Raw genomic sequence first — 22,024 nt, 5'->3', positions numbered from 1 at the left:
TATGTAGCCTTCTCTTTCTGTACTAGCCCCGCCTGCGCTGAGTACACCGATAGCCACGCATGCTATCCAACCTAATTTCATTATAACAGAAAGCGCTTACATAATAAAGTGTTATGCTTTAATTTCTAAAAAGTTATAAATAAAATCAGCAGGTATTTTTCCACCTCCTGCTGATTTGTTCAATAGAACCGTCAAGATACAGCTTTATCAAACAGTAAATAGTTCGTCTTAATAAGCTACTTTATAAATCAAAAACCGTTCATATGGGTTTTTACGATCCAACTCTGGCAGCATTACCTCTTCTTTTAAAATGAAAGAAGGGTGTTTTTCGAGGTGATGAAGATAATCCTCCGAACTATAATATAAAATCAAATCAATCTCGCGTTTATTCTCTTCCCACGAAAGCAAAATATTGTTCACTACTTGGATAAAAATTTGAACTGAAAAAGGATTAAAAAAATAAAAGCAGTTGTCTAGCGGATGAATCTTATATTCCTGGGCTAAACAACACTGAAAATGAATAGGATGTTTGCGACCCTTGGCTTTTTTTAAATAGCCCCTCTGATTATCTATGGCCTGCTCATAAAAGTGCTCGTTCATTTCTACCCCTACAGCGGTGGCATTGCACAGGTAGTTCACATAAAAATTTAGCCTTCCTTTTCCACACCCGAAGTCGACAATTCTATCGCTGCTTGTTAGCTCATACTGAGTGAAAAGTGTTTCTAATGCACTATAAGGCGTAGGTTCATAACGATGGTAATGAAATGAATCATTGAATCCCTTTTGTTCTCCCGTTGTTTTTATATTTAATAAAGCGTCATAATATTGCTCATTCATGGCCAATCTCCTGTTTATAGTTGTTGAAAAAGAGAAGGACAGATGTCCTTCTCTTTTTTCTCACTCTACTTTCACACGCATTTCTGATATTTTAAGACCAATCTCTTCGATTAACTGCACAGCTTCCGCTCGTTTTTGATCATCTAATGTGCTGATTCCCCGTACGTCTACGCTTTTTAAATATTGATAAGAGGCTTTAAGACGTTCTAGGGTATCTTCTTGGTCAAATGTTTTCATGATTATCTCCTCCAGTATATGTAGTTACTATATGTATACCACAAACATGTCCGTAATAAATCTAACCTGTTTAATAAATACTAAACGTATCTGTTTTATCTAAGAGGAAATGCGCTTCTAATAGCTGATATATACTCAAAAAATTCCTGGGTTTTCGAATTTTTACGTTCATTTCTCGTGTTAGTTGCAAAAAAAGCTTCTCTTTGCGCTTTACTTATCTCAATTTGCACACCCATCCTCCTAGCTGTTTTATTGGTTATATTTCTAGGGCTTGTACCGGAAAAAGGGTCTTGATCTGATAAAATTTCTGTGCTAAAACCTTTGGAAACAAGCGCCTCATACACTTTGGATCTTAATGCTTTGTCAGCACCGCCGATTTTAGTGTGTTTTTCACTTTTATCATTGTATCCATGAAAAGATACGGCATAGTCTTCTTTCGATATAATAGTTAACGCATGAGGTTCATCAAAATGAGTGGATGTGATATGAAGATCGGCATTTCCTGATTTCTTTAACCCTTCAAATATATAGTACGAGTATTCGTTTCCTGCTAGCCCAACAGCAAGTTCGGATGTTCCAGTTTCGATACCTCCGCCGTGTATCGCAAGCATAATAATGTTAGAAGGTCTGATTTCGAATTGAATTTTGTAGTCTTGGTTGTATACTTCATGAGAGGCAAGTTCAGAGAAGCTAGCATATTTATCTGGCATCATATATCCTCCTTGTGAATAAGACATAGTAAATAAACTTATTAGTTCTTTCTTTAATGTACCACATCTTTTCTTTCATCACATACTATGTGATTGCAATTACCAATAAATATGGTACGATTAAGTTCGAGTTTCTTGCTCGTTAAAAGTTCACCAGATAGTCAAAATTTTCATTTTTAAGCATTCCATTTTTATCTTATAATAAAGGATGTACTTATTTTTAATTGGTAATTCGACATTATTCTTTGTTTTTTTAAAAAGTTCAAGGAATGTTAACAAATTTTACGAGCAACCTTGATGTAATTACGATATTTTTTTGTTAAAATAGTTTAGTTGATTAATAAAGATTAGGTTTATTCATGTAGGAATAAGCTCAAAAAGGAGAATTGCTGTGAAAAATACCGAAGTTATCACAAAGGAATCACTTCCTATCAATCAGTATTTTTCCCGGGAAGTAATCAGTGCTATTATAAAAACTGGGATTATTAAATCGAACTCACTAGGAATGGTTGCTGGGCTTTGTCTCGCAATTGCTGTTAATGACTTAAGCTTTGTGACACAAATTCCTATCATTATTTTGGCTTTAATTGGGACATCCTTTGTCGTAGGAGGAGCTGGGGCAGTTAATAACTTCTATGACCGTGATATTGATGCGATCATGAAACGTACGAAAGACAGACCGACGGTAACAGGAGCGGTCAACCCTAAATTTGCTCTATGGCTAGGACTGGCTTTATTTGTTATCGGTGTAGGCATTTTATTTTTAGTTTCTAACATGGCCGCCATTATGGGTATTTTAGGATTTTTCTTTTATGTAGTTCCTTATACTATGCTTACAAAACGTACAACTATTTATAATACCGAAGTCGGAAGTATTTCTGGAGCTATGCCTCCAATCATTGGCTGGGCCGCTATCTCACCAGACTTATTTCATCCGGTAGCCATTGGATTGTTTGTATTTATGTTTTTATGGCAGCCTCCTCACTTCTACGCTATTGCGATTAGAAGACTTGAGGAATATAAAGCCGCAGGTGTACCAATGCTTCCTGTAGTAAAAGGGATCCGTCGTTCCAAAGTCCAAACGCTTGTATACCTAGTTATTTTGCTAGCGGCATCTTTCTTATTTTTATCGTTTAGTAAAATTATCGCATTTACAATGTTTGGTTTAACACTAGTGTGGATGCTTCTTGGGATTGTTGGATTTAAAAAATTAGAAGATACAAAATGGGCTACTTTAATGTTTGTGTTCTCATTGAACCATCTTACGATTATTTTTGCCCTTATGATTATACTGTCATTTTTTAAATAATAAACGTTCAAAAGCAGGTAGCTATCAGCTACCTGCTTTTATACTAGATACATCTTTTGCTTTAAGCGAAATCATTCCTCCGTACCTTGCCGAAACTGCTCCACCTAACGCGTTAGCAAACATTGTGTACTGCTTCTGTGACTCCTCACTTTCAGGTAATCCTTTTTCGTGAACACACCATAAAATTCCTGCCATAAATGCATCACCCGCTCCCGTCGTGTCTATCACCTGCACTTCTTTTGCACTCACATGAAGCGTTTGATTTGCAGTAACGGCTACTGCGCCATTTTCTCCCTGAGTGACCCATACGTACGGAATATGATACGCTCTCAGTTTTTCTAGGCTTTCTGTCAGGTCTGCTGAATTCATCAAAAATAGGAGCTCATCTTGAGAGATTTTCAAAATGTCTGTTTCGGACAAAAACGGTGTCACGATATTTCTACATGCTGCTTCACTTTCCCATCTTTTCATTCGAATATTTGGATCAAACGCTACAAGCATACGATGTTTTTTTGCGAGCTTCACAGCTTCTTTTGTAGTTTCCTGGGAAATTGGATGAAACAACGTACCTGATCCAAAATAAAAAATCGCTGCCTGCTCAAATAAAGTCTCCTGCAGCTCATGTTTATACACTTGCTCATGAGGTGTAGAATCTATGTAGGAATGGAAGTAGCGATCTCCTTCTTTACTTTTATGTACATACACTTCACAAACTTTTTTAATCTCCGATATTACACAGCCGCTTTGATTCACTCCTTCAATTAAAAGATTCTTTCTTACAAAATCACTTGTTTCGTCACTGCCCAACTTGCAGATATAATATGCTTTTGTTCCTAACTTCTGAACTCCGACTGCTACATTAACCGTTGTACCTCCTAAAAAAGGGGTAAAGCTAGTGTTAAATTCGTTTTTAGCAATATAATCAATAAATGCCTCACCGTATGAAATAATTCCTTTTTTCAAGTTAATCCTCACCTTCTTTCTTCTGTCTCCCAACGCATTTGACACATACACACGCTTTTCCTCTGCTTTCTAAAGGAATTTGTTTAAACAGATCAGGGGTAAAAACTTTCTGCATACACCAACACTTTTCTATTTCTCTATCTTGTACAGAAGCACAGTTATTTTTTTCTCCGCAGATAGGACATCTGCTATCATCGCCTGAAAATGCCATGAATTCCTCTCCTTTTTTCTATGCAGTTGTATAGATTATCTTTATTAGTATACAAGAGGTGGTTAAAATGCGCTTTCTGCTTTTTGATATTTTCTTTTTCAACTTCTTCTATTCCTGGTACTATACATATAAAGGAAATAACATATTGCGAAAGGAGCCTTTATGACGACAAATTTATTTCACCAAAAACCCCTTGCTACATGGATGCATGAATATCCTTTATTAACACCTTTAATCAATAAACGGGAAATACTTTGGATAAATCCTTATATAAAACCTGCTCAAGAAGCACTTTCTTCTCTTTCTTTACATACCAAAGATATAAAAGATGCAAAAGAACGACTTTCTCGCTTTTCTTCTTTTCTTCAAATCGCTTTTCCTGAGCTGAAAGCATCAAAAGGAATCATTGAATCACCTCTTCAAGAAGTTGCATACATGAAAGACTATTTAAATCAACAAATGAATAACATGCTGCAAGGAAAATTATTGATGAAATGCGATCACGCTCTTCCCATATCAGGTTCTATTAAAGCAAGAGGCGGCATTTATGAAGTATTAAAATTTGCTGAAAGTCTTGCTATCAAAGAAGGACTGCTTACCGAGGAAGACAGCTACGCTCTTCTAGCTGAAGACCGATGTAAAAAGTTATTTTCTTCTTATTCTATTGCAGTAGGATCTACCGGTAATTTAGGTTTAAGCATTGGTATTATGAGCGCTACTCTCGGCTTTAACGTCACTGTCCATATGTCAGCGGACGCTAAAAAATGGAAAAAAGATCTGCTTCGTTCTAAAGGTGTAACCGTTATTGAATATCAGTCTGACTACGGAAAAGCCGTGGAAGAAGGACGAAAGCAAGCCGAAGCAGACCCCGCCTGTCATTTTATTGACGATGAGCAGTCTAGAGATTTATTTCTTGGTTATTCCGTTGCGGCTTTACGTTTGAAAAAGCAGCTAGCCGAGCAGCAGATTCAAGTAGACGCCGAACACCCTTTATTTGTCTATTTACCTTGCGGAGTAGGCGGAGGTCCTGGCGGTATTACGTTTGGATTAAAAGCAATATACGGTGATCACGTTCACTGCTTTTTTGCTGAACCTACTCACTCTCCTTGCATGCTGCTTGGATTAATGACCGAGCTTCATGATGGCATTTCCGTTACGGATATTGGACTTGATAACGTAACAGCTGCCGATGGACTAGCTGTAGGAAGGCCATCTAGCTTTGTAGGCGAAACGGTAAAATCGCTTATTAGCGGAATTTATACCGTAGAAGATGATCAGCTTTTCCGATTTATTTATGAGCTAGCCAATCGTGAAAATATGTATATAGAACCTTCAGCAGCGGCTGGTTTACAAGGGCCTCTTCACCTGATGAAAAGCGGGTCTTCCTATATACAAGCGCAAGGACTAGAAAACGATATGTCAAAAGCTACTCATCTTGTATGGTCAACTGGAGGCAGTATGGTGCCAGTTGAGGTGATGAACAGCTATTACGAGCAAGGGAAAAATTTAATGAATAGATAACGTCAAAAGGCATGGAGAACAATGATGTTCTTCATGCCTTTTTAGCCGAAGTAGCTTGCAGAAAGATAGGATGCCAAATCTCAAATGGAAAATATCCGGACTTATAGCTGCCGCTTGTACCCATAGTTGCAATTTTTATTTTCCTGTATCCTTTTTTCCATAAAAAGGTTCCTGCAAACACCTCAATTTCTTCTATTTTCTTCCTTCTAATAATCGTTGTTTTTCGTGTTAAAAACTGCGATCGAATACTGACAAATACATCGTTCATCATCAAGCCACCTTGGCGATAGCCCAACCAGTGAATAAGTACGTATACAAGGCATAGCACAGCAATAATCCACACAAACATTGATTTCCAAAAGCTAATGCCAATCCCTGCTGCCGCAAATAACAAGGCCGGTAATAGTAATGGATACCACGCATATTGAATCGCTGTATTTCTTGGACACCTTACATATTCATAGTGCGGCACATATACGTTCATTAACGCTGCAATCTTTTTTTGCTGGATAAACGGGTGTAAATAGACCTTTTCTTTTAAATCAGAGGTTACGACGTTTAACGAAACGGAAGACCATCCAAATAAGCGTCGAACCAACCCTTCCTCTATCGTAACAGCCTGTATTTTATGAAAAGGAATCGTAAGGGATTTCTTATTTAACAATCCGTATTTAATATGTAGATAATGATCGTAGCGCTCTACTGTAAAACCGCCAAACCGTATTACATATAAAACAATAGACAGCAAATAAGCAAGCACCACAATTACAGCCACTAATACAAATAAACCAAACATCGATTGATGAATCACTTCTTCGTAAGCTGTCTTCACCCAGCGGTTGATATACGTATCAATATACTGATAGAGAAAACCAAGAGCAGCAAATATATACCCAAAATTCCCGGAAAACGCAGCAGCTAACGCCAGCTGTTTCACCGACACTTTCATCGTACGTTCAGGACTTTTTTCCCTTATTTCCGGCTGACTCCCCGAAAGCTTTAACGTATCTTTAAGATGGTGCGCTTCTTTTAGTGAAATACCAGATAAATCAATTTCAGCATCCGTACCGCTGCTGGCCGTGTCAATACGAAGCCGGGCTAAGCGAAGAATTCTAAAAACAAACGGCTGATCTAACTGAATCGATTGAATGCGATTTCGTTGAATAAATCGTTTTTCTTTTTTAAAAATCCCTTTATACAGACGCACTTCCGTTTCCGTTACTTCATAACGAAATTCCTTCCAAGTAAAAAAAGCAAATAAAGCAACTACGCCTCCCGCTAATAGCGTTGCCCACCAATATGTAAACAATAGGTGCCGATTGACGATAAATACAAACACAAAAGGCAGGATATTATTTTTTATATGTTCAATAAATGCTATTGCAATATATAGCGGATGCAGCCGCTTACTCATCTTCATCATCTACCTCTGCTAGTCTAGCAATATACTCTCGCAGTGCTTCAGCATCTCTTTGTACAAGTGCAGGAATTTCGACGCTTCCAGCTGCTGTAATGATTTTAACAGATGCCAAGTCAAATTTTCGAAAAATCGGCCCTGTCAATGTTTCAACGTGCTGCACTTTCACAAGCGGAATTTTCGTATGATACCAGATGAATAGCCCTCTTTGTACATCAATTTGAGTATCTGTGACTTCATATGAATATACATTCATATATACATTTGGAGCTATAATTGTATATATGATAAAGCTCACGACTAATAGTCCAGCTGATATCCATCCAATAATTGACCACCAATCAAAAAAATGAACGAGTAGAAAATAACCCGCTGTTGCAAGAAGCCATAGGCTATGCGTAAAAATGGATTGCCAGCGCATCGCTTTTTTAGCCTCGAGGGGCAATTTGCCCTTTAAATGTTCAAACTCCATAAAAACTCCTTTCTCTACCTTTTTTACTATTTCTATTACTATATTACGTTAAAAAAGGAAAAAAGTTTCATAGTTTGCTATTTTCTTATTATTTTTTGATAAAAAACAAACAAGGCTGCCTATTTCGAGGCAGCCTTGTTTGTTATCGATAAACACCGTCTTTCTCTCCGTGTACAACAGCAGCTCTTTCAACTGCTTCAGATACTGCTTCATGTACAGCTAGATTAAGAGGATGAGGAACTAAATCGCCTGGACGCGTTGAATTTGCAATGGCTTCAGCTGCAGCTACAAGCATCGTATGCGTAATATCACGCACCCCCGCATTTAACACTCCTCTGAAAATACCTGGGAAGCCAAGTACATTATTCACTGACCTTCCGTCAGTAGCGTAAATAGCTCCTGCTTCAAGTGCATCTTCAGGTTCAATTTCTGGCTTTGGATTAGAAAGTGCTAGAATGATTTGCCCTTTTCGGATCCATTCTTTTTGTATTAAGCCAGGTACACCTGTTGTCGCAATAACAATGTCACAGTTCTCCATAAGCTCTTCTAATGAATCCGCTACTTTTCCACCGTAGCTGACTAAGCGCTCATTCGCTTCAGGAGACTTATCAGCTCCTATCACCTGTTTGACACCGTAAGCCATGAACATTCTGCAAGTAGCGATGCCGGCAGCTCCTAAGCCGATTTGTCCTACTTTTGCTTCTTTCAAATTCACACCTGTGCTGCGACAAGCTGAGATAGCTGCTGCTAGCGTCACAACTGCTGTTCCGTGCTGATCATCATGCATAACTGGAATATCGAGCTCTTCTTTTAAACGTTCTTCAATTTCAAAGCAGTGAGGCGACCCTATATCTTCTAGTAAAATGCCGCCAAATCCCGGTGAAATATTTTTAACCGTTTGAATGATTTCTTCCGGCTCATTTACATTCAACAAAATAGGGATAGCGTTTACATTGGCAAGTTGATCAAATAACGCAGCTTTTCCTTCCATAACAGGCATTCCTGCAACTGGACCAATATTTCCCAACCCTAGTATAGCGGTACCATCTGTTACAATCGCAACCGTGTTTCCAATGCTCGTATAAATTTTAGCTTTGTCGGGCTGTTCTTGAATAGCACGGCAAACGTTTGCTACACCTGGTGTATATACTCTTCTTAAGTCAGCGATCGACTCAATTTTCATTTTGCTTTTCATTTGAATTTTGCCGCCTTCATGCGCATGAAGAACTTCATCTGATACTGTATGTAAAGTAATGCCTTCTAAACTGCGAACCGCTTCAAGCAATTCCTCAAGCTGGTCTTCACTTTCTACTTGAACCGTAATGCTTCTCATGGTGTAGTTATGTCCTACTTTAACGGTTTCAACCTCGCCAATGTCTCCTCCAACATTTCCGATAGCTGTTGCTACTCTTCCTAAGTTTCCTGGTACGGTCGGTGTTTGTACCATTAATGTGCGTATTAAATTGTTCATCATATCCCCATATCCCCCTTGTCTTAATCCTGCAAGTGCGTATACTTACTAAATGAAGCGTTTAAAACGGTCAAATTTCCTATGAGTTCATGTTACCTACTTATCTTACAAGTAGATCCATACGTACTGTCTTTTCCATTAAAAGAAGAACAATAGATAACGCTTTCAAACAGACGTTTCGCTTTGATTATAAGCAAAGTTTTTAGAATAATCAAGCGATGACATTGTGAAAATTCATAAATTATTAAGAAGGAATTTGTTCTTCATAAACAGAAAAGACTTATATAGAAAAGAAACAAAGGAGTGAAGCAGTTGAAATCAATTTGTATATTTGCAGGATCAAGCGCTGGAATAAAAACCGAATATAAAGAGGCAGCCGTCTCGCTAGGACGCTACATGGCCCAAAAAAAATACCGGCTGATTTACGGAGGCTCACGAATGGGCCTGATGGGAGAAGTCGCAAATGAAATGCTTCAGCATGGAGGCGAAGTCATCGGCATTATGCCCCGCGGTTTGTTTAGCGGTGAAATTGTTCATACCGCGCTGACAGAACTCATCGAAGTAGAGAGCATGCATGAGCGAAAGGCAACTATGCACGAGTTAGCTGATGGTTATATTGCGCTTCCTGGAGGTTTCGGGACATTTGAAGAGTTGTTTGAGGCTCTCTGCTGGGCTCAAATTGGTATACATAAAAAACCAGTAGGGTTATTAAATGTGAACGGCTACTACAACCCGCTTATGCAAATGGTTCAGCATGCCGTAGATGAAGGGTTTTCTACAGATTCTGCTATTCGTCTCATCAATATTTCTGATACTCCTGAACAGCTTATCTCTTCAATGGACACGTACACGTCCCCTTCAGAGGACCAAAAATGGAACACTGAACGCTAAAAAGCAAGCGCATAATTTGCGCTCGCTTTTTAAGCTTTATTAAAAGTAATCTCATATTTTTTTACGCCAAAAACAAAAGGGCTGCCTATTGGCTTTAAAGACTGATTCTCAACTTTTAAAAACTCGCCTTTCTCTAGTAACTTAGTAAAAGCAATTTTCCCTTCCATTCTTGCTAGCGGTGCTCCTAAGCAAAAATGGATGCCGAATCCAAAGCTCACGTGAGGATTTGTTTTACGATGCACGACAAAAGTGTCAGGCCGTTCAAACTTAGCTGAATCCCTATTTGCACTTGCTGCCCAGCTAATTACCTGCTGCCCTTTTTTAATCTTACACTCTCCAAGTTCTACATCTTCAGCAGCTATGCGTCCAATCGCTTGAATAGGAGGATAATAGCGAAGCGTTTCTTCTACCAGGTTCGGAACTAGCGATATGTCTCGGCGAACTTCATTCTGCACGTCTACGTCTTCTGTCATATACCGAACTCCGTTCGTAATTAAGTTTGTGGTTGTCTCATTGCCTGCTACTAGCAATAAAATACAAAACCCCAGCACTTCCTCTTCTGTTAAATGCTCGCCGTCGATTTCTGCTTCTAAAAGAAGCGAAATGAGATCTTCTTGTTTATTTCGCTGACGCTCCGCGATAATTTCTTTAAAATACCCTTGTAAAAAAATCACGCCTTCATTACGCTTTTGCATCATTTTTGCAAAAGCTTCGTCTGAATTATTTTCAGCACCGCTCACTAAGTCATCGGAGTATTTTTTAAACAGTTCTCGGTCTTGAATTGGTACTCCTAGCAGCTCTGCTATTACAATAATCGGGAGTGGTCCAGCAAAGTCTTCTACTATATCAAACTTTTTTTTGCTGCTTACTTGATCTAATAAATAATCGGCAATCTCTTCAATATGACCCTCCAAGTGCTGAATAGCTCTTGGCGTAAAAGCTTTGTTTACTAAGTTTCGTAACTTTGTATGTTTTGGAGGGTCCATCATTAAAATACTTTCTTGGCGTTCTTCCATTGCTCGTTTGGATGAAAAAAGCGACGGTTTTTTTAAAATATACTTTACTGTTTCATAATCAAATACATCCCAGCAGTTTCGGCTTTCATCATAACGAATAGGGGCCTCTTGACGCAGACTGTTATAAATATCAAATGGGTAAAGCTGCTGTTCAACGGATTGGATTTCTTGCATAGGAATCAAGTTAGCATAGCGATTTTCTCTTTTTACTGCTTTTGAATTCATCTCGTATTCCTTCTTTCGTTTAAAAGTGACCTCGTTAAGTTTTTTAATCTTCTACAGATCAAAGAATTTTTTTCCATCTTTGTATCTTTTGATCAGACTATCACAAGGTTTTTTCACTTTCAACGGACATAATCAGAAAATTTTGTCAATTATACAGAAGACTTATTTTATTTAAGGCCTAAATCAGTTATTATTTTCCATTTTTTTAGTTCATTTATCGCGTTTCATAATAATCATAGAGATGGTTACACTACAAGTAAGTACGTAAGAAAGTAGGGATCTCATGTGATAGATGCCCTTATGTGGGGTGGTGTCTCAGGCTCAGCTGTATTAATTGGAGCTATTATAGCTATTTTTGTACCTTTAAAAAAACAGTTGACTGCTTATATTATGGCTTTTGGCACGGGCGTTTTGTTAGGAGCTGCTGCTTACGAGCTAATTCAAGATTCGGTAAAAGAAGCGGGAATCATTGCTTCTTCTTTAGGCTTTTTAACAGGCGCAGCACTTTTTACTCTTCTTGACATCTCCTTAGCTAAAAAAGGCGCTCACAAAAGAAAACGTTCGGACCACCTTGTCCCCGCTAGCTCGGGACTAGCCATTTTTATTGGTACCATTATGGATGCTATACCTGAGTCACTGATGATTGGCGCAAGTTTGATTGAACAGCACCACGTTAGCTGGCTGCTTGTTGTTTCTATTTTTATCAGCAATATACCCGAAGGAATCTCCGGGACAAGCGGACTGCTAAAAAGCCAATATAAGCAAAAGAAAATTTTTTCATTATGGCTTTCTGTCTTCTTTATATCGGCTCTTTGTTCTTGGATTGGATATCTATTTCTTCAAAATGCTACCCCAAACATGATGGGTTTTATTGCCTCATTCGCCGGTGGTGGAATTGTGGCAATGGTTGCTTCGACGATGTTGCCAGAAGCTTTTGAAGAAGGTGGTCCTGTTATTGGTTTTATTGCTTCATTAGGGTTATTAACTTCTATTATTTTGGATTATCTGTCTTTTTAGTGAATAAACTTATATTTTGTATGAAACAAAATATATAGGCCTTTCGTCTTTACAAGTAGATATAAACAAAAGGAGTTACCATTATGAAAAAAATATATGCTTCTCTTACACTTTGCACAGTACTCACTTGCCTATCAGGGTGTGCTTATGCACCTCATAATAATCTGTCTGCCGAAAGAGTCTCTGCTTCATCTATTCAACATACTTCTTCTTCAAAACATGAGGCTTCAGTAGAGGAAATTACAAATAAGCTTCCGGGACACGTTTATTTAAAAGGTATAGCCTTTCAAGATACGCAAAAACCTTATTACTTAGCAATTAATTACGCTGCAATAAATAATAATCAGCATACGTTTGAAAAAAGCTGGACGTCTGTTAAAACCAAACGCATACTTTTACATAACGCAACCATCTTACTTTCTGCCGTACAAAATGCTGACAGCGTTCACTTTACTATTAATACGACTGTTCCTCAGACAATCACCATTACTCGAAAAGAGTTAACGGACTTCTACGGAAGAGATCTTTGGAATTATAATGACGTGAAACAAGTATGGAAAGAAAAATTCGAAGGACAGCAAGAAAAAATCGAGGAATTTTATGATGCACATCCAATTACAGAAATGCAGTAAAAGCGGCCCACGGCCGCTTTTTAAAGTTGTTTTTTCATAAACACCTGCTCAAGTTTGATTCCTTCATCTGTATATAAATCTTGAAAACCAAATGATTTTAACATTTTCACGAGTAAGCTATTTCTTTTTTCAGGTACATTATATGTATTGTAAGCAATTGGTCCATACATATTAAAAATGGTTGCTAATAAAAAGCCCAGAACGTCCTCTGAATTTGAGATATGTTCCTTAACACTTCCTTGATAAAAAGTAACGGAATTCACGATGCCTATGGAAGAAAAATTCTTTTGAAATAACAGATAGCCAACTTCTTCGTTTTTTTCATTCAACGCAATAAACGATTCTCCATCACGAATACAGTCAAATTGATTTTTCCACGGAACGTCGTATGTATAAAAGGGTAGGTTTTGAATATCTTTTGCAAGTCTTCGCTTTAACGAATACGTAAGCTGATTCTTCTTTTTAAGTAGAGAAGCGTAAAAACTACCTCTATGCTTTAGAAATAAAAGCGTATCTACAATCTCATATCCGTATTTCTGATAAAGATGAATGGCTTTTTCATTCACTTTAAATGCTTCCAGACTGGCTTCCACTACTCCTTGCTGCTGGTAGCTTTCAAGTGTAGCTTTTAGTAAGCCTTCTCCAATTCCCATTTTTCGGTAAGGTAGGGCTACGCTTGTACCTCCATTCCAAGCATGTTTTTTTCCCTTGACCTTTTTTATTCCATTTAACATAATTCCAGCTGGTGTATTATTATAAAAAGCCATAAAAGAATGGTCGACAGATAGCTGATCGAAACCAAATCTACAAGTGAATTGATCTAGTGACAGCTCAATCGGAAGATAATAATCTTCAAAACCCTTATTAAATGCTTCTAGCGCATCAGAAAAAGAACACTGGCTTAGAGGCTTAATTATAATCACGGGACATTCCTTCCTTTTTTAAAAAGATAGTAATAAATAATTAAAGTAAAAAAAGAAAACTGCTTCCAAAGCAGTTTTCTTTTTAACTTAAGGCAATTTACATTGTATTCGATGAAAAACGTAAAATTCCTTGTTTATAAAATCGATTTCTATTTAGCTGAATTAATTTGATCTTCATTCATTAGTTTTTTTACTTTCTCAAGTTTGTTTACACCACTATAAAAATAATATCCTACATAGATAAAACATGCCGTCGGAACTAAAAAAGCGAGTTGAAGCGACCCTGTTAAGTCTGATACAAGTCCTTGAACGGCAGGAATAACAGCTCCTCCTACAATAGCCATAACTAGAATAGCTCCTGCGACTTCCGTATGCTGTTTTTCTTCTACTATTTCTAACGTTTCACTATAGATTGTTGCCCAGCATGGACCAAAAAGCATGCTTACAGCAACAGCTGCATATACAGCCATCGTACTGGATGCAAACGACGTATACGCAAGTAAAAGCGTACCAATGATTGAATAGATAACCAACACTTTTTTGGCTGAAAAACGTGTCATCAATAGATTAGCTACGAATTTCCCAACAAAAAAAGCAATAAAACTATAGATCATGAAATTTGATGCGCTTCGCTCATTAATTTCAGAATTAAGGTCTAAGGCCAATCTGATGGTAAATGACCATACAGCTACCTGCATCCCTACGTATAGAAATTGGGCTATGATACCTTTACGAAAACGCGAATTCCCCCCTAAATACTTTAGCGTTTTTATCAATTCGCTTTTTTGCCCTACCTCGTTCTTCTCTATTTGAGCTTTACATGAAGGATATTTCGTTATAAGAAAAAGTACCAGTACGGCAATAAGAACTAAAATCATATATTTATAAGGCTGCAGCGTATGCTGTAACATTTTAAGGCCAAAGATATGTGCTTCTTCCGAGCTCATTTTAGCAAGCTGATTATCAAGGCTTTCCCCTTCTTGAAATATTAAATACTTGCCAAGTACAATTCCTAAAAGAGATCCGATAGGGGTAAACGTCTGACTGATATTAAGGCGTAGCACTGCGGATTCCCTAGGTCCCATCATGGAGCTATACGTATTAGCTGATGTTTCAAGAAAACCTAAACCAATGGCGATTGCAAAAATTGCGCATAAAAACATAGAATAGGTAGCCATATGAGAAGCAGGAAAAAACAGTGAACAACCTATAATATAGAAGATTAGTCCTGTAATAACAGCCAGCTTATAATTTGTTTTCTTAATAATTAACGAAGCTGGAATAGCAATTAAAAAATATCCCCCGTAGAAAGCACTTTGCACAAAAGCCGTTGCAAAGTCGCTAAGAGTAAACACACTTTTAAACTGAGCAATTAAAATATCATTTAAACTCGCGGCTGCTCCCCAAAGTGGGAAAAGAATAGAAAGTAAAATAAATTGAAAGATAGGCGTTCGATTAAGATACCCATTAGGCATTTGAACTAAATTTTTATGTTTCATTGTAAAGCCTCCCTATTATCACTCATCATTTCTTTACAAATCCACTTGCTTCTGTGTTCACCTATGCTGTTAAAATACTCCTTGACATCTAAAGTAACGCGGCTGCTTCTTTGTCTACAATAACTGTGACGTTAGGATGTAACTGAAGAAGAGAAGAGGGACATCTTGTTGTAATATGTCCATGTAACGTTTGATAAACAGCCTCTGCTTTTTCATGACCACTGGCGATAAAGATAATGTGTCTTGCTTTTAAAATATCTCCTACTCCCATTGCTATTGCTTTTTTAGGGACATCTTCTATATTCGAAAAAAACCTAGCGTTGTCTCGTATCGTTTCTTTGGTTAACTTAGCAATATGTGTAGCCCCATGCAAGTAATCTTGAGGCTCGTTGAAACCAATGTGCCCATTCCTTCCAACCCCCAATATCTGTACGTCAATCCCGTTGGCTTTTATTAATTTCTCATTGTATTCTTTCACTGCTTGATCTTCGTTCTCAAATATACCTAAAGGAATATGCACCTGCTCTGCTTTGATATTTACGTACTTTTAAAAATTTTCCCATGTATAGTACGTGTAACTTTGGAAATGCTCTGGCTCCAAACCGATGTATTCATCTAAATTGAATGTTGTTACATTTGAAAAATCTACTTTTCCTTCCTCGTATAACTGAATTAAATTTTTATACGTGCCTAGAGGTGTTCCTCCTGTGGAAAGGCCCAATACTAACTCTGGATTTCCTTTTATACATTTAGCCGCTTCAACAGCTGCCATGTAACTCATTTCCTCATAATTTTCTGTGCGTATAATCTTCATAAGAGGCACATCCTTCACCTTTTTGTAGTCTTTTTTTGTTAACGCTTTCATTTTTAGTTATCTCTGTTTTATGTAAGTGAAGAGGAGAAACATTTCCTCCTCACTCCCTTATTTCCCACTTAATTTTGATTGATTAAACTCACTTGAAATTCTTTCAATTTCAGTAAATTGCTCATTGTTTAGTTGAATTTGGAACACTTCTGATATTACCTGAGTCCATCCATGTATGAAATAAATCCATCCGTCTTCAACATATAATGACTGCGTATCTTTTTGCGACAAGGCTTGATGCATAAACAACAAATCCCCTCGATAATTCAGTTCCCACACAAGACTATTGTGAGGAAATAGCGCCTCGTTGCTTAGCGGAGAGCCTGGTCGATCTTTTCCAAGCCCTGTTGCATTAATGACTAGAGAATAGGGCTTCAGTTTAGATAACACTTTATCATTTTTAAATGGCTCGTCTACTGTAAGATACTGAATAGGTACATCCGTAGACATTTCCGAGATAATTTTCTGCATTGAATCTAACCTCGGTTGGCTTCGGTTTGTTACATAGATAGCAGATGGCATGCCATTACGTTTTGCATCCTGGATTAGGTTTGAAGCAATGGCGATGGCACTTCCGCCAGCTCCCATAATAAGGACATCCCCCTTATGTTTGTTCCAATAATCTTTTGGAAGAAAACCCTCCATGGCTAACCCGCTAGAGATATGATCCTTAGCATGTCCAATCAGCTTTCCGTCTCCTTTGGAAATACTTGATAACTCTCCAAATAAAAGCGCATAAGGATCAAGCTCATCGAACAAGTCTTTTGCCGCATGATATAGATCAATTTTGTGTGTTGTGACCAATGCTCCCAGCGACAGAGGATCATTCTTTAAAAAAGTTACCACTTCACGGTACACTTCACGGTTTGCATGAATATCAATATCAATTCCTTTAATCTCCGCATCGATACAAAGAGATTTAGCCCATAAAGGAAATAGCTTCATGATAGAGGATTGTCCTGTTGTAACGCCAATAAAATAAAAGGTTGGTTTGGTTGCATTTACTAGATTTAACATAGTGTCCTCCTTGATTTTTCTAAACGCTTAAAGCTGCGAGCGGATTATCCAGAACTAAGGTACTAATGGTTTTATCTGAAATCCCACTTACTTTCAACTTTGGAATAAAGGTTTTAGTTAAGTAATCAATTCCTATTTCTCCCCCATATGCTTGCAGCCTCGCTCTGGTTGTATCGAGGCTAATTAAAAGAGATTCTTGAAAGCCACTATTCAACATGTGGTGAATTAACTCAATTTCTTTATCGTCGCTGTGATATTTAAAGCGTCCAATCGTATCGTACTCAAGGTAGACACCCGTTGCCGCTACTTCTTTATGCAACCCGTAGTCATGATGAGTACGATCGAGATGACAAAGAATTATTTTTTTAGCTGCTACCTGTTTATCCGTCAAAAATTGAATAATTTCAAACGGATCGGATTCTTTTTCAATATGAACCATAATTGGGACGTTTGTTAAAAGCGACGCTTCGGCAGCTGCCTCAAACTTCATTTGATAATAGGGAGTTAACCCCTTTTTATCGACGGCAGTTTTAATTAGCCCTGCCTTTGCATCAACTTTTTTAGTAGGCCTCTCTATTCCATTACCTACATACATTCCTTTTTGGATTTCAGAAACAAAAAGCGCTGTAAGGATTTCTGCTGATTCATTATGGATCCAATGATCTCGCCAATAGAACATGGATTTATGAAATCCTGTCGAAGCAACAATATGAACACCCGTTCGTTTAGAGACTCGTATCAGGTCCATTGCTATGCGCCCCGCGCCGATCGGCTGTGCGTCCACTACAAGAGAGCGCGCAGGCAGTTTCTTTACTTCACTTACTGTAACATCGACATTATCAATGCATAAATCTGAATTAGTACTCGCTGCATAACCTTTTTCAAGCATAAGGTGCTCATGCGGTTGAACATGTACAATTTCGTTTGAATCCACAAAGCCTAAAACAGTTTGTATACGACGTGAATTTTTCATTATCTAATACCGCTAAGCGTCAATTTAGCCTGCTGCGCTTTACGCATCAACAAAGAGGCATATTCACGAATTTTTTGGGAATCAAGCGAATCCCCACCTGCTTTTGTTAAATTAGATCCTACTCCTACAGCGATTGCTCCCGCTTGAATCCAGTGCTCAATATTTGTTTCGTTAACGCCTCCAGTAGGCATAATATTAGCTTGAGGCAAAGGCCCTTTTACATTTTTAATATGAGCCGTTCCTGCTAAGTCTGCTGGGAATAATTTAAGGATTTCGCACCCTGCTTTAAGCGCAGTAACCATTTCTGTCATTGTAAAAGTTCCGGGCATAACAAGAGTTTGATATTGATGGCTTACCGTAATAATGTCCATGTCCAAGTGAGGAGTCACAACAAAATCTGCTCCTGCTTGAAGGGCACTAACCGCCGAATGAACATCCATGACGGTCCCCATTCCTATGTAAACGGACTGAGAGGCACATTCACTTTTTAATTGACGTAATACATCAATTGCATTTGGAACCGTCATCGTTAGTTCGATTGCCTGTATTCCGCCATCAATTGCAGCTCTAGCTGTCGTTAACACTTCCGCTTCTGTACCTCGTAAAACTGCCACAACACTACTTTTACAAATACCATTCATAACTTCACGTTTGCGTGACATGCTGGTTCCCTCCTTGCCCTTTTGAAATTTCTCGCTGAAAGAATTTAATTACGCTATGCGTTGACTGCAATGTCATACGCTCGATTGCCTCTTTACTGGCCGCTGCATTATGAGGGGTTAAAACAGCATTATCTAACTCTAGCAAAGGAGAATCTGTAGGAGGCTCAACGGAAAATACATCAATGCCCGCTCCTAGTATTTTTTCTTCTTTTAAAATATGAAAAAGATCAGTTTCATTTATGATTCCGCCTCTTGCGGTATTAATGAGAATTGCCTCTTTCTTCATCTTCTTCATCATTTGATAGTTTAGAAGGTTGGTTGTTTCAGGCACAAGAGGCATATGAACAGATACAACATCGCTTTTTTTTAACAATTCATTTATGTGGACGTAGGTTGCACCATATTCAGCAGCTGCCTGCTCATCTTGAAAAACGTCATAAACGAGTATGTCCATTTGAAATCCTTTAGCACGGCGGGCAACAGCCTTTCCTATTGCACCGAACCCTAAAATACCTAGCGTTTTCCCATAAAGTTCAACCCCTACGTTTTTTGTCCACTGTCCTTTTCTGAGCCTTTGGGAAGATAGTGAAATTTGTCTGGCTACAGACAGCATTAAACCAAACGCGTAGTCTGCAACAGCTTCATGATTCACACCGGGAGTATTCACGACCACAATTCCTTTTTGCGTTGCATATTCTTTAGGAATATTATCAGTACCTGCTCCGTATTTTGCTATAATTTTAAGCTCCGAAGCATGGTTTAAAACTTCTTTGCTAAGATGGTCAGTTCCTATGATTAATGCTTGTACATCTTGTATGAGCTCTATAAACCTAGATTCAGAAATAGGGCCGACCTCCCTTATAACCTCAAACTCCTCTTCGCGCCATTTATTCATAATGTCTTCTGTAAACATCCCATATGACCGAGGGGTAATTAATACTTTAAACATTTGGTTTTCTCCTTTTTTGTTATTTTACCGCTTGTATATAGCGAGGGTTTTCAATATATGTTGGCTTGTCGTTTTGTTCAACTAACGCTTTTACAAATCCTTCTGTCTCAATACCTCCGTAATCATGGCCTGCATCTCCGGGGTAAGCTGCAAAAAACACAAAAGGTTCTTCCCCCGTATTAACAGTGCGGTGAGCCCATTCTGGTGCCACATATGCTACTGTTCCCGGCACCATTTCTAGGCTAGAAAACTCTCCGTCTTTTGTTTGCATTAGCAGCTCACCTTTTCCTTTAAGGCAAAAATAAATTTCAGCCCTATCTAATACTTCGTGATAATGTCCCTTGGTCATAAAATACTCTTTTCCTACTTTGCCTGGATGCAAAATAGTTACGCAATGCTGAATGTGAGGCATTGTCTCTGGAACTACTACATTATAAACCTCGTAAATAAGCGGATTTTTCTTAAGTTGATTTTCAAATTCTCCCTCGTCTAAGTACATGCCTTTCATATCCGATAAATGTCGAATAATGACTTTTCCTTCTGGATTTAATTTACCTGTTTCAAAATCTAATTGTGTAGCAAAAGGTTGAAATAATGTACTCATTTATCATGCATCTCCTCTATTTTCAATTAAAAACTTTTAGCTTTTGGTAAACTGGTTTTAGCTGTTCATACGTTTCATTAAATACCGAAAAAAACTCTTGATACTGTTCTTGAATATCTGGCTGCGGATGGTGAATACCTACTCTCTTCACCCATTTTTTAGCCTCTTTAAAATTATCCACTACCCCTACTCCAACGGCTCCAGCCATCGCTGCCCCCATAGATGTGGCTTCATCTAAATAGTTAGGCACATACACATCAAGCCCGTAAATATCTGCTAGAATTTGACGCCATAAAGTGCTTTTTGCTCCGCCGCCTAATACCCACATCCGGTCAATTGGTGCTCCTTCTTTTTGAAAAGTATCAAGTACAATTTTCAAGTTATATGCCACTCCTTCCATGACGGAACGGGCAATGTCTCCTCTTGTATGAGTAATGGACAAACCAGCAAAAGCTCCCCTAGCATCCGGATTCCATCTCGGTGAGCGTTCTCCCATTAAGTAAGGTAAATAAATTAGCCCTTTTGACGTAGGGGGCGATTGTTCGGCTTCACTATTCATAAGTTCATAGCTTTTGTTGGAATTTTGATAAAGTAACTCTGTAATCCATTGCATAGATCCCCCACCGCACTGCATTGTTCCATTAGGAGAATATTTAGTAGAATCAAGGTGAACCCATGTATACGTTTTCATTTCAGGATCGAAAATAGGCTTGTTTGATGCCGTTGCAATCCATGAAGAAGAGCCAATGTAATTAAAAGCTTCTCCTTCATCCATAACGCCCACGCCGGCAGCTGCACAAACTCCATCGCCTCCCCCTATTACAACAGGAGTTCCTTGAAGTAAGCCTGTTTCGGCTGCTGCCTTAGCTGTTACTGACCCTACTACATCAGTAGAAGCATACAAATCTGGAAAAAGCTCCGGCTCAATTTTCCATGTATTTAAAATGTCACGAGACCATACTTTATTTATTAAATCAAAACAGTTAGTTCCGCATGCATCTGAATAATCGGTTGCAAATATACCTGTTAGTTTATAAATAAGGTAATCTTTCGCTTGTAAGATTTTATATGCTTTTTTAAAGCGTTCCGGCTCATTTTCCTTGACCCATTTAATCTTTGCTCCAGAATATGATGAGCTAATGCGATGTCCTGTGATTTCATAAACATTTTTCATACCTATTTCATTCTCAAACCGCCGAGCCTGATCGGCCGCCCGCATATCTGCCCATATAATGGAATTACCAAGAGGGGTTCCCTCTCGATCTACAAGCAAGCAGCCGAGCATTTGCCCGCTGAAACTCACAGCGGAAATTTCTTCGCGTTTCACTCCACTTTGCTCAAGCAAAATTTTTGTTGTTTCACAAACGGCTTCCCACCAGTCTGATGGATTTTGTTCAGCCCATCCAGCTTTAGGATAGAAGGTTTTATATTTATGGAGCGTACTGTTAACCAACGTTCCGTCAGTCTTATATAAGGTTGCTTTATTTCCCGTTGTTCCGATATCATGAGCAATAATATATCCATTACTCATACCCATCCCTCCTTCAATCGCTCATAGACTAAATCTATCATCTTGTAATGATGTAATTACCAGTTAGCGCAG

At 38.3% G+C, this 22,024-nt stretch carries 24 protein-coding genes; 5 read left to right on the top strand and 19 right to left on the bottom strand.

Annotated features, from left to right (window positions below):
* Positions 1-228: 228 nt before the first annotated feature.
* The 3 genes from AC3WJG_RS18060 to AC3WJG_RS18050 all read right to left on the bottom strand — a co-directional run bounded on the left by AC3WJG_RS18060 (position 229) and on the right by AC3WJG_RS18050 (position 1,784).
* A complete protein-coding gene (locus tag AC3WJG_RS18060) occupies positions 229-837 on the bottom strand; it encodes a class I SAM-dependent methyltransferase (RefSeq protein ID WP_098333280.1) in 609 nt (202 codons plus the stop codon).
* A 60-nt stretch (positions 838-897) separates the two neighbouring features.
* Positions 898-1,074, bottom strand: coding sequence for a hypothetical protein (locus AC3WJG_RS18055; RefSeq protein ID WP_169305171.1), 177 nt, complete (start codon positions 1,072-1,074; stop codon positions 898-900).
* A gap of 95 nt (positions 1,075-1,169) precedes the next feature.
* Positions 1,170-1,784 (bottom strand): poly-gamma-glutamate hydrolase family protein, encoded by a 615-nt coding sequence (locus tag AC3WJG_RS18050; protein ID WP_028408728.1) that lies wholly within the window; start codon positions 1,782-1,784, stop codon positions 1,170-1,172.
* A gap of 391 nt (positions 1,785-2,175) precedes the next feature.
* Between AC3WJG_RS18050 and cyoE the strand changes: the two genes are divergently transcribed.
* On the top strand, positions 2,176-3,093 hold the full coding sequence (cyoE, locus tag AC3WJG_RS18045; protein ID WP_013056789.1) for a heme o synthase: 918 nt from the start codon (positions 2,176-2,178) through the stop codon (positions 3,091-3,093).
* A gap of 24 nt (positions 3,094-3,117) precedes the next feature.
* Here the strand turns inward: cyoE and AC3WJG_RS18040 are convergent, their stop codons facing one another.
* Positions 3,118-4,056: a carbohydrate kinase family protein gene (locus AC3WJG_RS18040; RefSeq protein WP_337134040.1), complete on the bottom strand. Its 939-nt coding sequence runs from the start codon at positions 4,054-4,056 to the stop codon at positions 3,118-3,120.
* A gap of 1 nt (position 4,057) precedes the next feature.
* Positions 4,058-4,267, bottom strand: a complete 210-nt coding sequence (locus tag AC3WJG_RS18035; protein ID WP_337134041.1) for a cysteine-rich CWC family protein — start codon at positions 4,265-4,267, stop codon at positions 4,058-4,060.
* 162 nt (positions 4,268-4,429) lie between these two features.
* Here AC3WJG_RS18035 and dsdA point away from each other — a divergent pair, with 162 nt between their 5' ends.
* Positions 4,430-5,788 (top strand): D-serine ammonia-lyase, encoded by a 1,359-nt coding sequence (dsdA, locus tag AC3WJG_RS18030; RefSeq protein ID WP_098658461.1) that lies wholly within the window; start codon positions 4,430-4,432, stop codon positions 5,786-5,788.
* 31 nt (positions 5,789-5,819) lie between these two features.
* On the opposite strand, the gene AC3WJG_RS18025 is transcribed toward dsdA, so the two are convergent.
* The 3 genes from AC3WJG_RS18025 to AC3WJG_RS18015 form a co-directional block, all read right to left on the bottom strand.
* Positions 5,820-7,202: a PH domain-containing protein gene (locus tag AC3WJG_RS18025; RefSeq protein ID WP_251626176.1), complete on the bottom strand. Its 1,383-nt coding sequence runs from the start codon at positions 7,200-7,202 to the stop codon at positions 5,820-5,822.
* Positions 7,195-7,677 carry a PH domain-containing protein gene (locus AC3WJG_RS18020; RefSeq protein ID WP_013056785.1) on the bottom strand — a complete coding sequence of 161 codons (483 nt, stop codon included), beginning with the start codon at positions 7,675-7,677 and terminating at the stop codon, positions 7,195-7,197. Before AC3WJG_RS18020 ends, AC3WJG_RS18025 begins: the two co-directional genes overlap by 8 nt.
* 142 nt (positions 7,678-7,819) lie before the next feature.
* Entirely contained in the window at positions 7,820-9,151 is a 1,332-nt protein-coding gene (locus AC3WJG_RS18015; RefSeq protein WP_014460373.1) for an NAD-dependent malic enzyme, read from the bottom strand.
* A gap of 309 nt (positions 9,152-9,460) precedes the next feature.
* On the opposite strand from AC3WJG_RS18015, the gene AC3WJG_RS18010 reads away from it, so the two are divergent.
* On the top strand, positions 9,461-10,039 hold the full coding sequence (locus AC3WJG_RS18010; protein ID WP_028408734.1) for an LOG family protein: 579 nt from the start codon (positions 9,461-9,463) through the stop codon (positions 10,037-10,039).
* A 29-nt stretch (positions 10,040-10,068) separates the two neighbouring features.
* Here the strand turns inward: AC3WJG_RS18010 and AC3WJG_RS18005 are convergent, their stop codons facing one another.
* The gene (locus tag AC3WJG_RS18005; RefSeq protein ID WP_098658462.1) at positions 10,069-11,280 is read right to left on the bottom strand and encodes a cytochrome P450; all 1,212 of its coding nucleotides are present in this window, start codon (positions 11,278-11,280) and stop codon (positions 10,069-10,071) included.
* A 285-nt stretch (positions 11,281-11,565) separates the two neighbouring features.
* Between AC3WJG_RS18005 and AC3WJG_RS18000 the strand changes: the two genes are divergently transcribed.
* Complete coding sequence (locus AC3WJG_RS18000) at positions 11,566-12,297, top strand: ZIP family metal transporter (protein ID WP_028408736.1); 732 nt, start codon at positions 11,566-11,568, stop codon at positions 12,295-12,297.
* 83 nt (positions 12,298-12,380) lie between these two features.
* Complete coding sequence (locus tag AC3WJG_RS17995) at positions 12,381-12,929, top strand: DUF4825 domain-containing protein (protein WP_028408737.1); 549 nt, start codon at positions 12,381-12,383, stop codon at positions 12,927-12,929.
* Between the two features lie 20 nt (positions 12,930-12,949).
* On the opposite strand, the gene AC3WJG_RS17990 is transcribed toward AC3WJG_RS17995, so the two are convergent.
* From AC3WJG_RS17990 to xylB, 10 genes are all read right to left on the bottom strand, one after another.
* Positions 12,950-13,852: a GNAT family N-acetyltransferase gene (locus AC3WJG_RS17990; protein WP_098658463.1), complete on the bottom strand. Its 903-nt coding sequence runs from the start codon at positions 13,850-13,852 to the stop codon at positions 12,950-12,952.
* 149 nt (positions 13,853-14,001) lie between these two features.
* The gene (gene fucP / locus AC3WJG_RS17985; RefSeq protein ID WP_098658464.1) at positions 14,002-15,351 is read right to left on the bottom strand and encodes an L-fucose:H+ symporter permease; all 1,350 of its coding nucleotides are present in this window, start codon (positions 15,349-15,351) and stop codon (positions 14,002-14,004) included.
* A gap of 88 nt (positions 15,352-15,439) precedes the next feature.
* Positions 15,440-15,886, bottom strand: a complete 447-nt coding sequence (locus AC3WJG_RS17980; RefSeq protein WP_492588488.1) for a glucosamine-6-phosphate deaminase — start codon at positions 15,884-15,886, stop codon at positions 15,440-15,442.
* Between the two features lie 12 nt (positions 15,887-15,898).
* Complete coding sequence (locus tag AC3WJG_RS17975; RefSeq protein ID WP_492588452.1) at positions 15,899-16,165, bottom strand: hypothetical protein; 267 nt, start codon at positions 16,163-16,165, stop codon at positions 15,899-15,901.
* 108 nt (positions 16,166-16,273) lie between these two features.
* Positions 16,274-17,233, bottom strand: a complete 960-nt coding sequence (locus AC3WJG_RS17970) for a shikimate dehydrogenase family protein (protein ID WP_098525134.1) — start codon at positions 17,231-17,233, stop codon at positions 16,274-16,276.
* A 19-nt stretch (positions 17,234-17,252) separates the two neighbouring features.
* Positions 17,253-18,206, bottom strand: a complete 954-nt coding sequence (locus AC3WJG_RS17965; RefSeq protein ID WP_098525135.1) for a phosphotriesterase family protein — start codon at positions 18,204-18,206, stop codon at positions 17,253-17,255.
* The gene (locus tag AC3WJG_RS17960; protein WP_098525136.1) at positions 18,206-18,868 is read right to left on the bottom strand and encodes a bifunctional 4-hydroxy-2-oxoglutarate aldolase/2-dehydro-3-deoxy-phosphogluconate aldolase; all 663 of its coding nucleotides are present in this window, start codon (positions 18,866-18,868) and stop codon (positions 18,206-18,208) included. Before AC3WJG_RS17960 ends, AC3WJG_RS17965 begins: the two co-directional genes overlap by 1 nt.
* Entirely contained in the window at positions 18,852-19,817 is a 966-nt protein-coding gene (locus tag AC3WJG_RS17955) for a phosphoglycerate dehydrogenase (RefSeq protein WP_098525137.1), read from the bottom strand. The genes AC3WJG_RS17960 and AC3WJG_RS17955 overlap by 17 nt, the downstream gene beginning before the upstream one ends.
* A gap of 19 nt (positions 19,818-19,836) precedes the next feature.
* Entirely contained in the window at positions 19,837-20,421 is a 585-nt protein-coding gene (locus AC3WJG_RS17950) for a glucose-6-phosphate isomerase family protein (RefSeq protein WP_098525138.1), read from the bottom strand.
* A gap of 22 nt (positions 20,422-20,443) precedes the next feature.
* Entirely contained in the window at positions 20,444-21,952 is a 1,509-nt protein-coding gene (gene xylB / locus AC3WJG_RS17945) for a xylulokinase (protein ID WP_337134042.1), read from the bottom strand.
* Between the last annotated feature and the right edge of the window lie 72 nt (positions 21,953-22,024).

This window comes from Priestia sp. FW507-14D1A (assembly GCF_058781295.1).
Note: the sequence above shows the minus strand (reverse complement) of the source record. Positions and strands in the feature narration are given on the sequence as shown.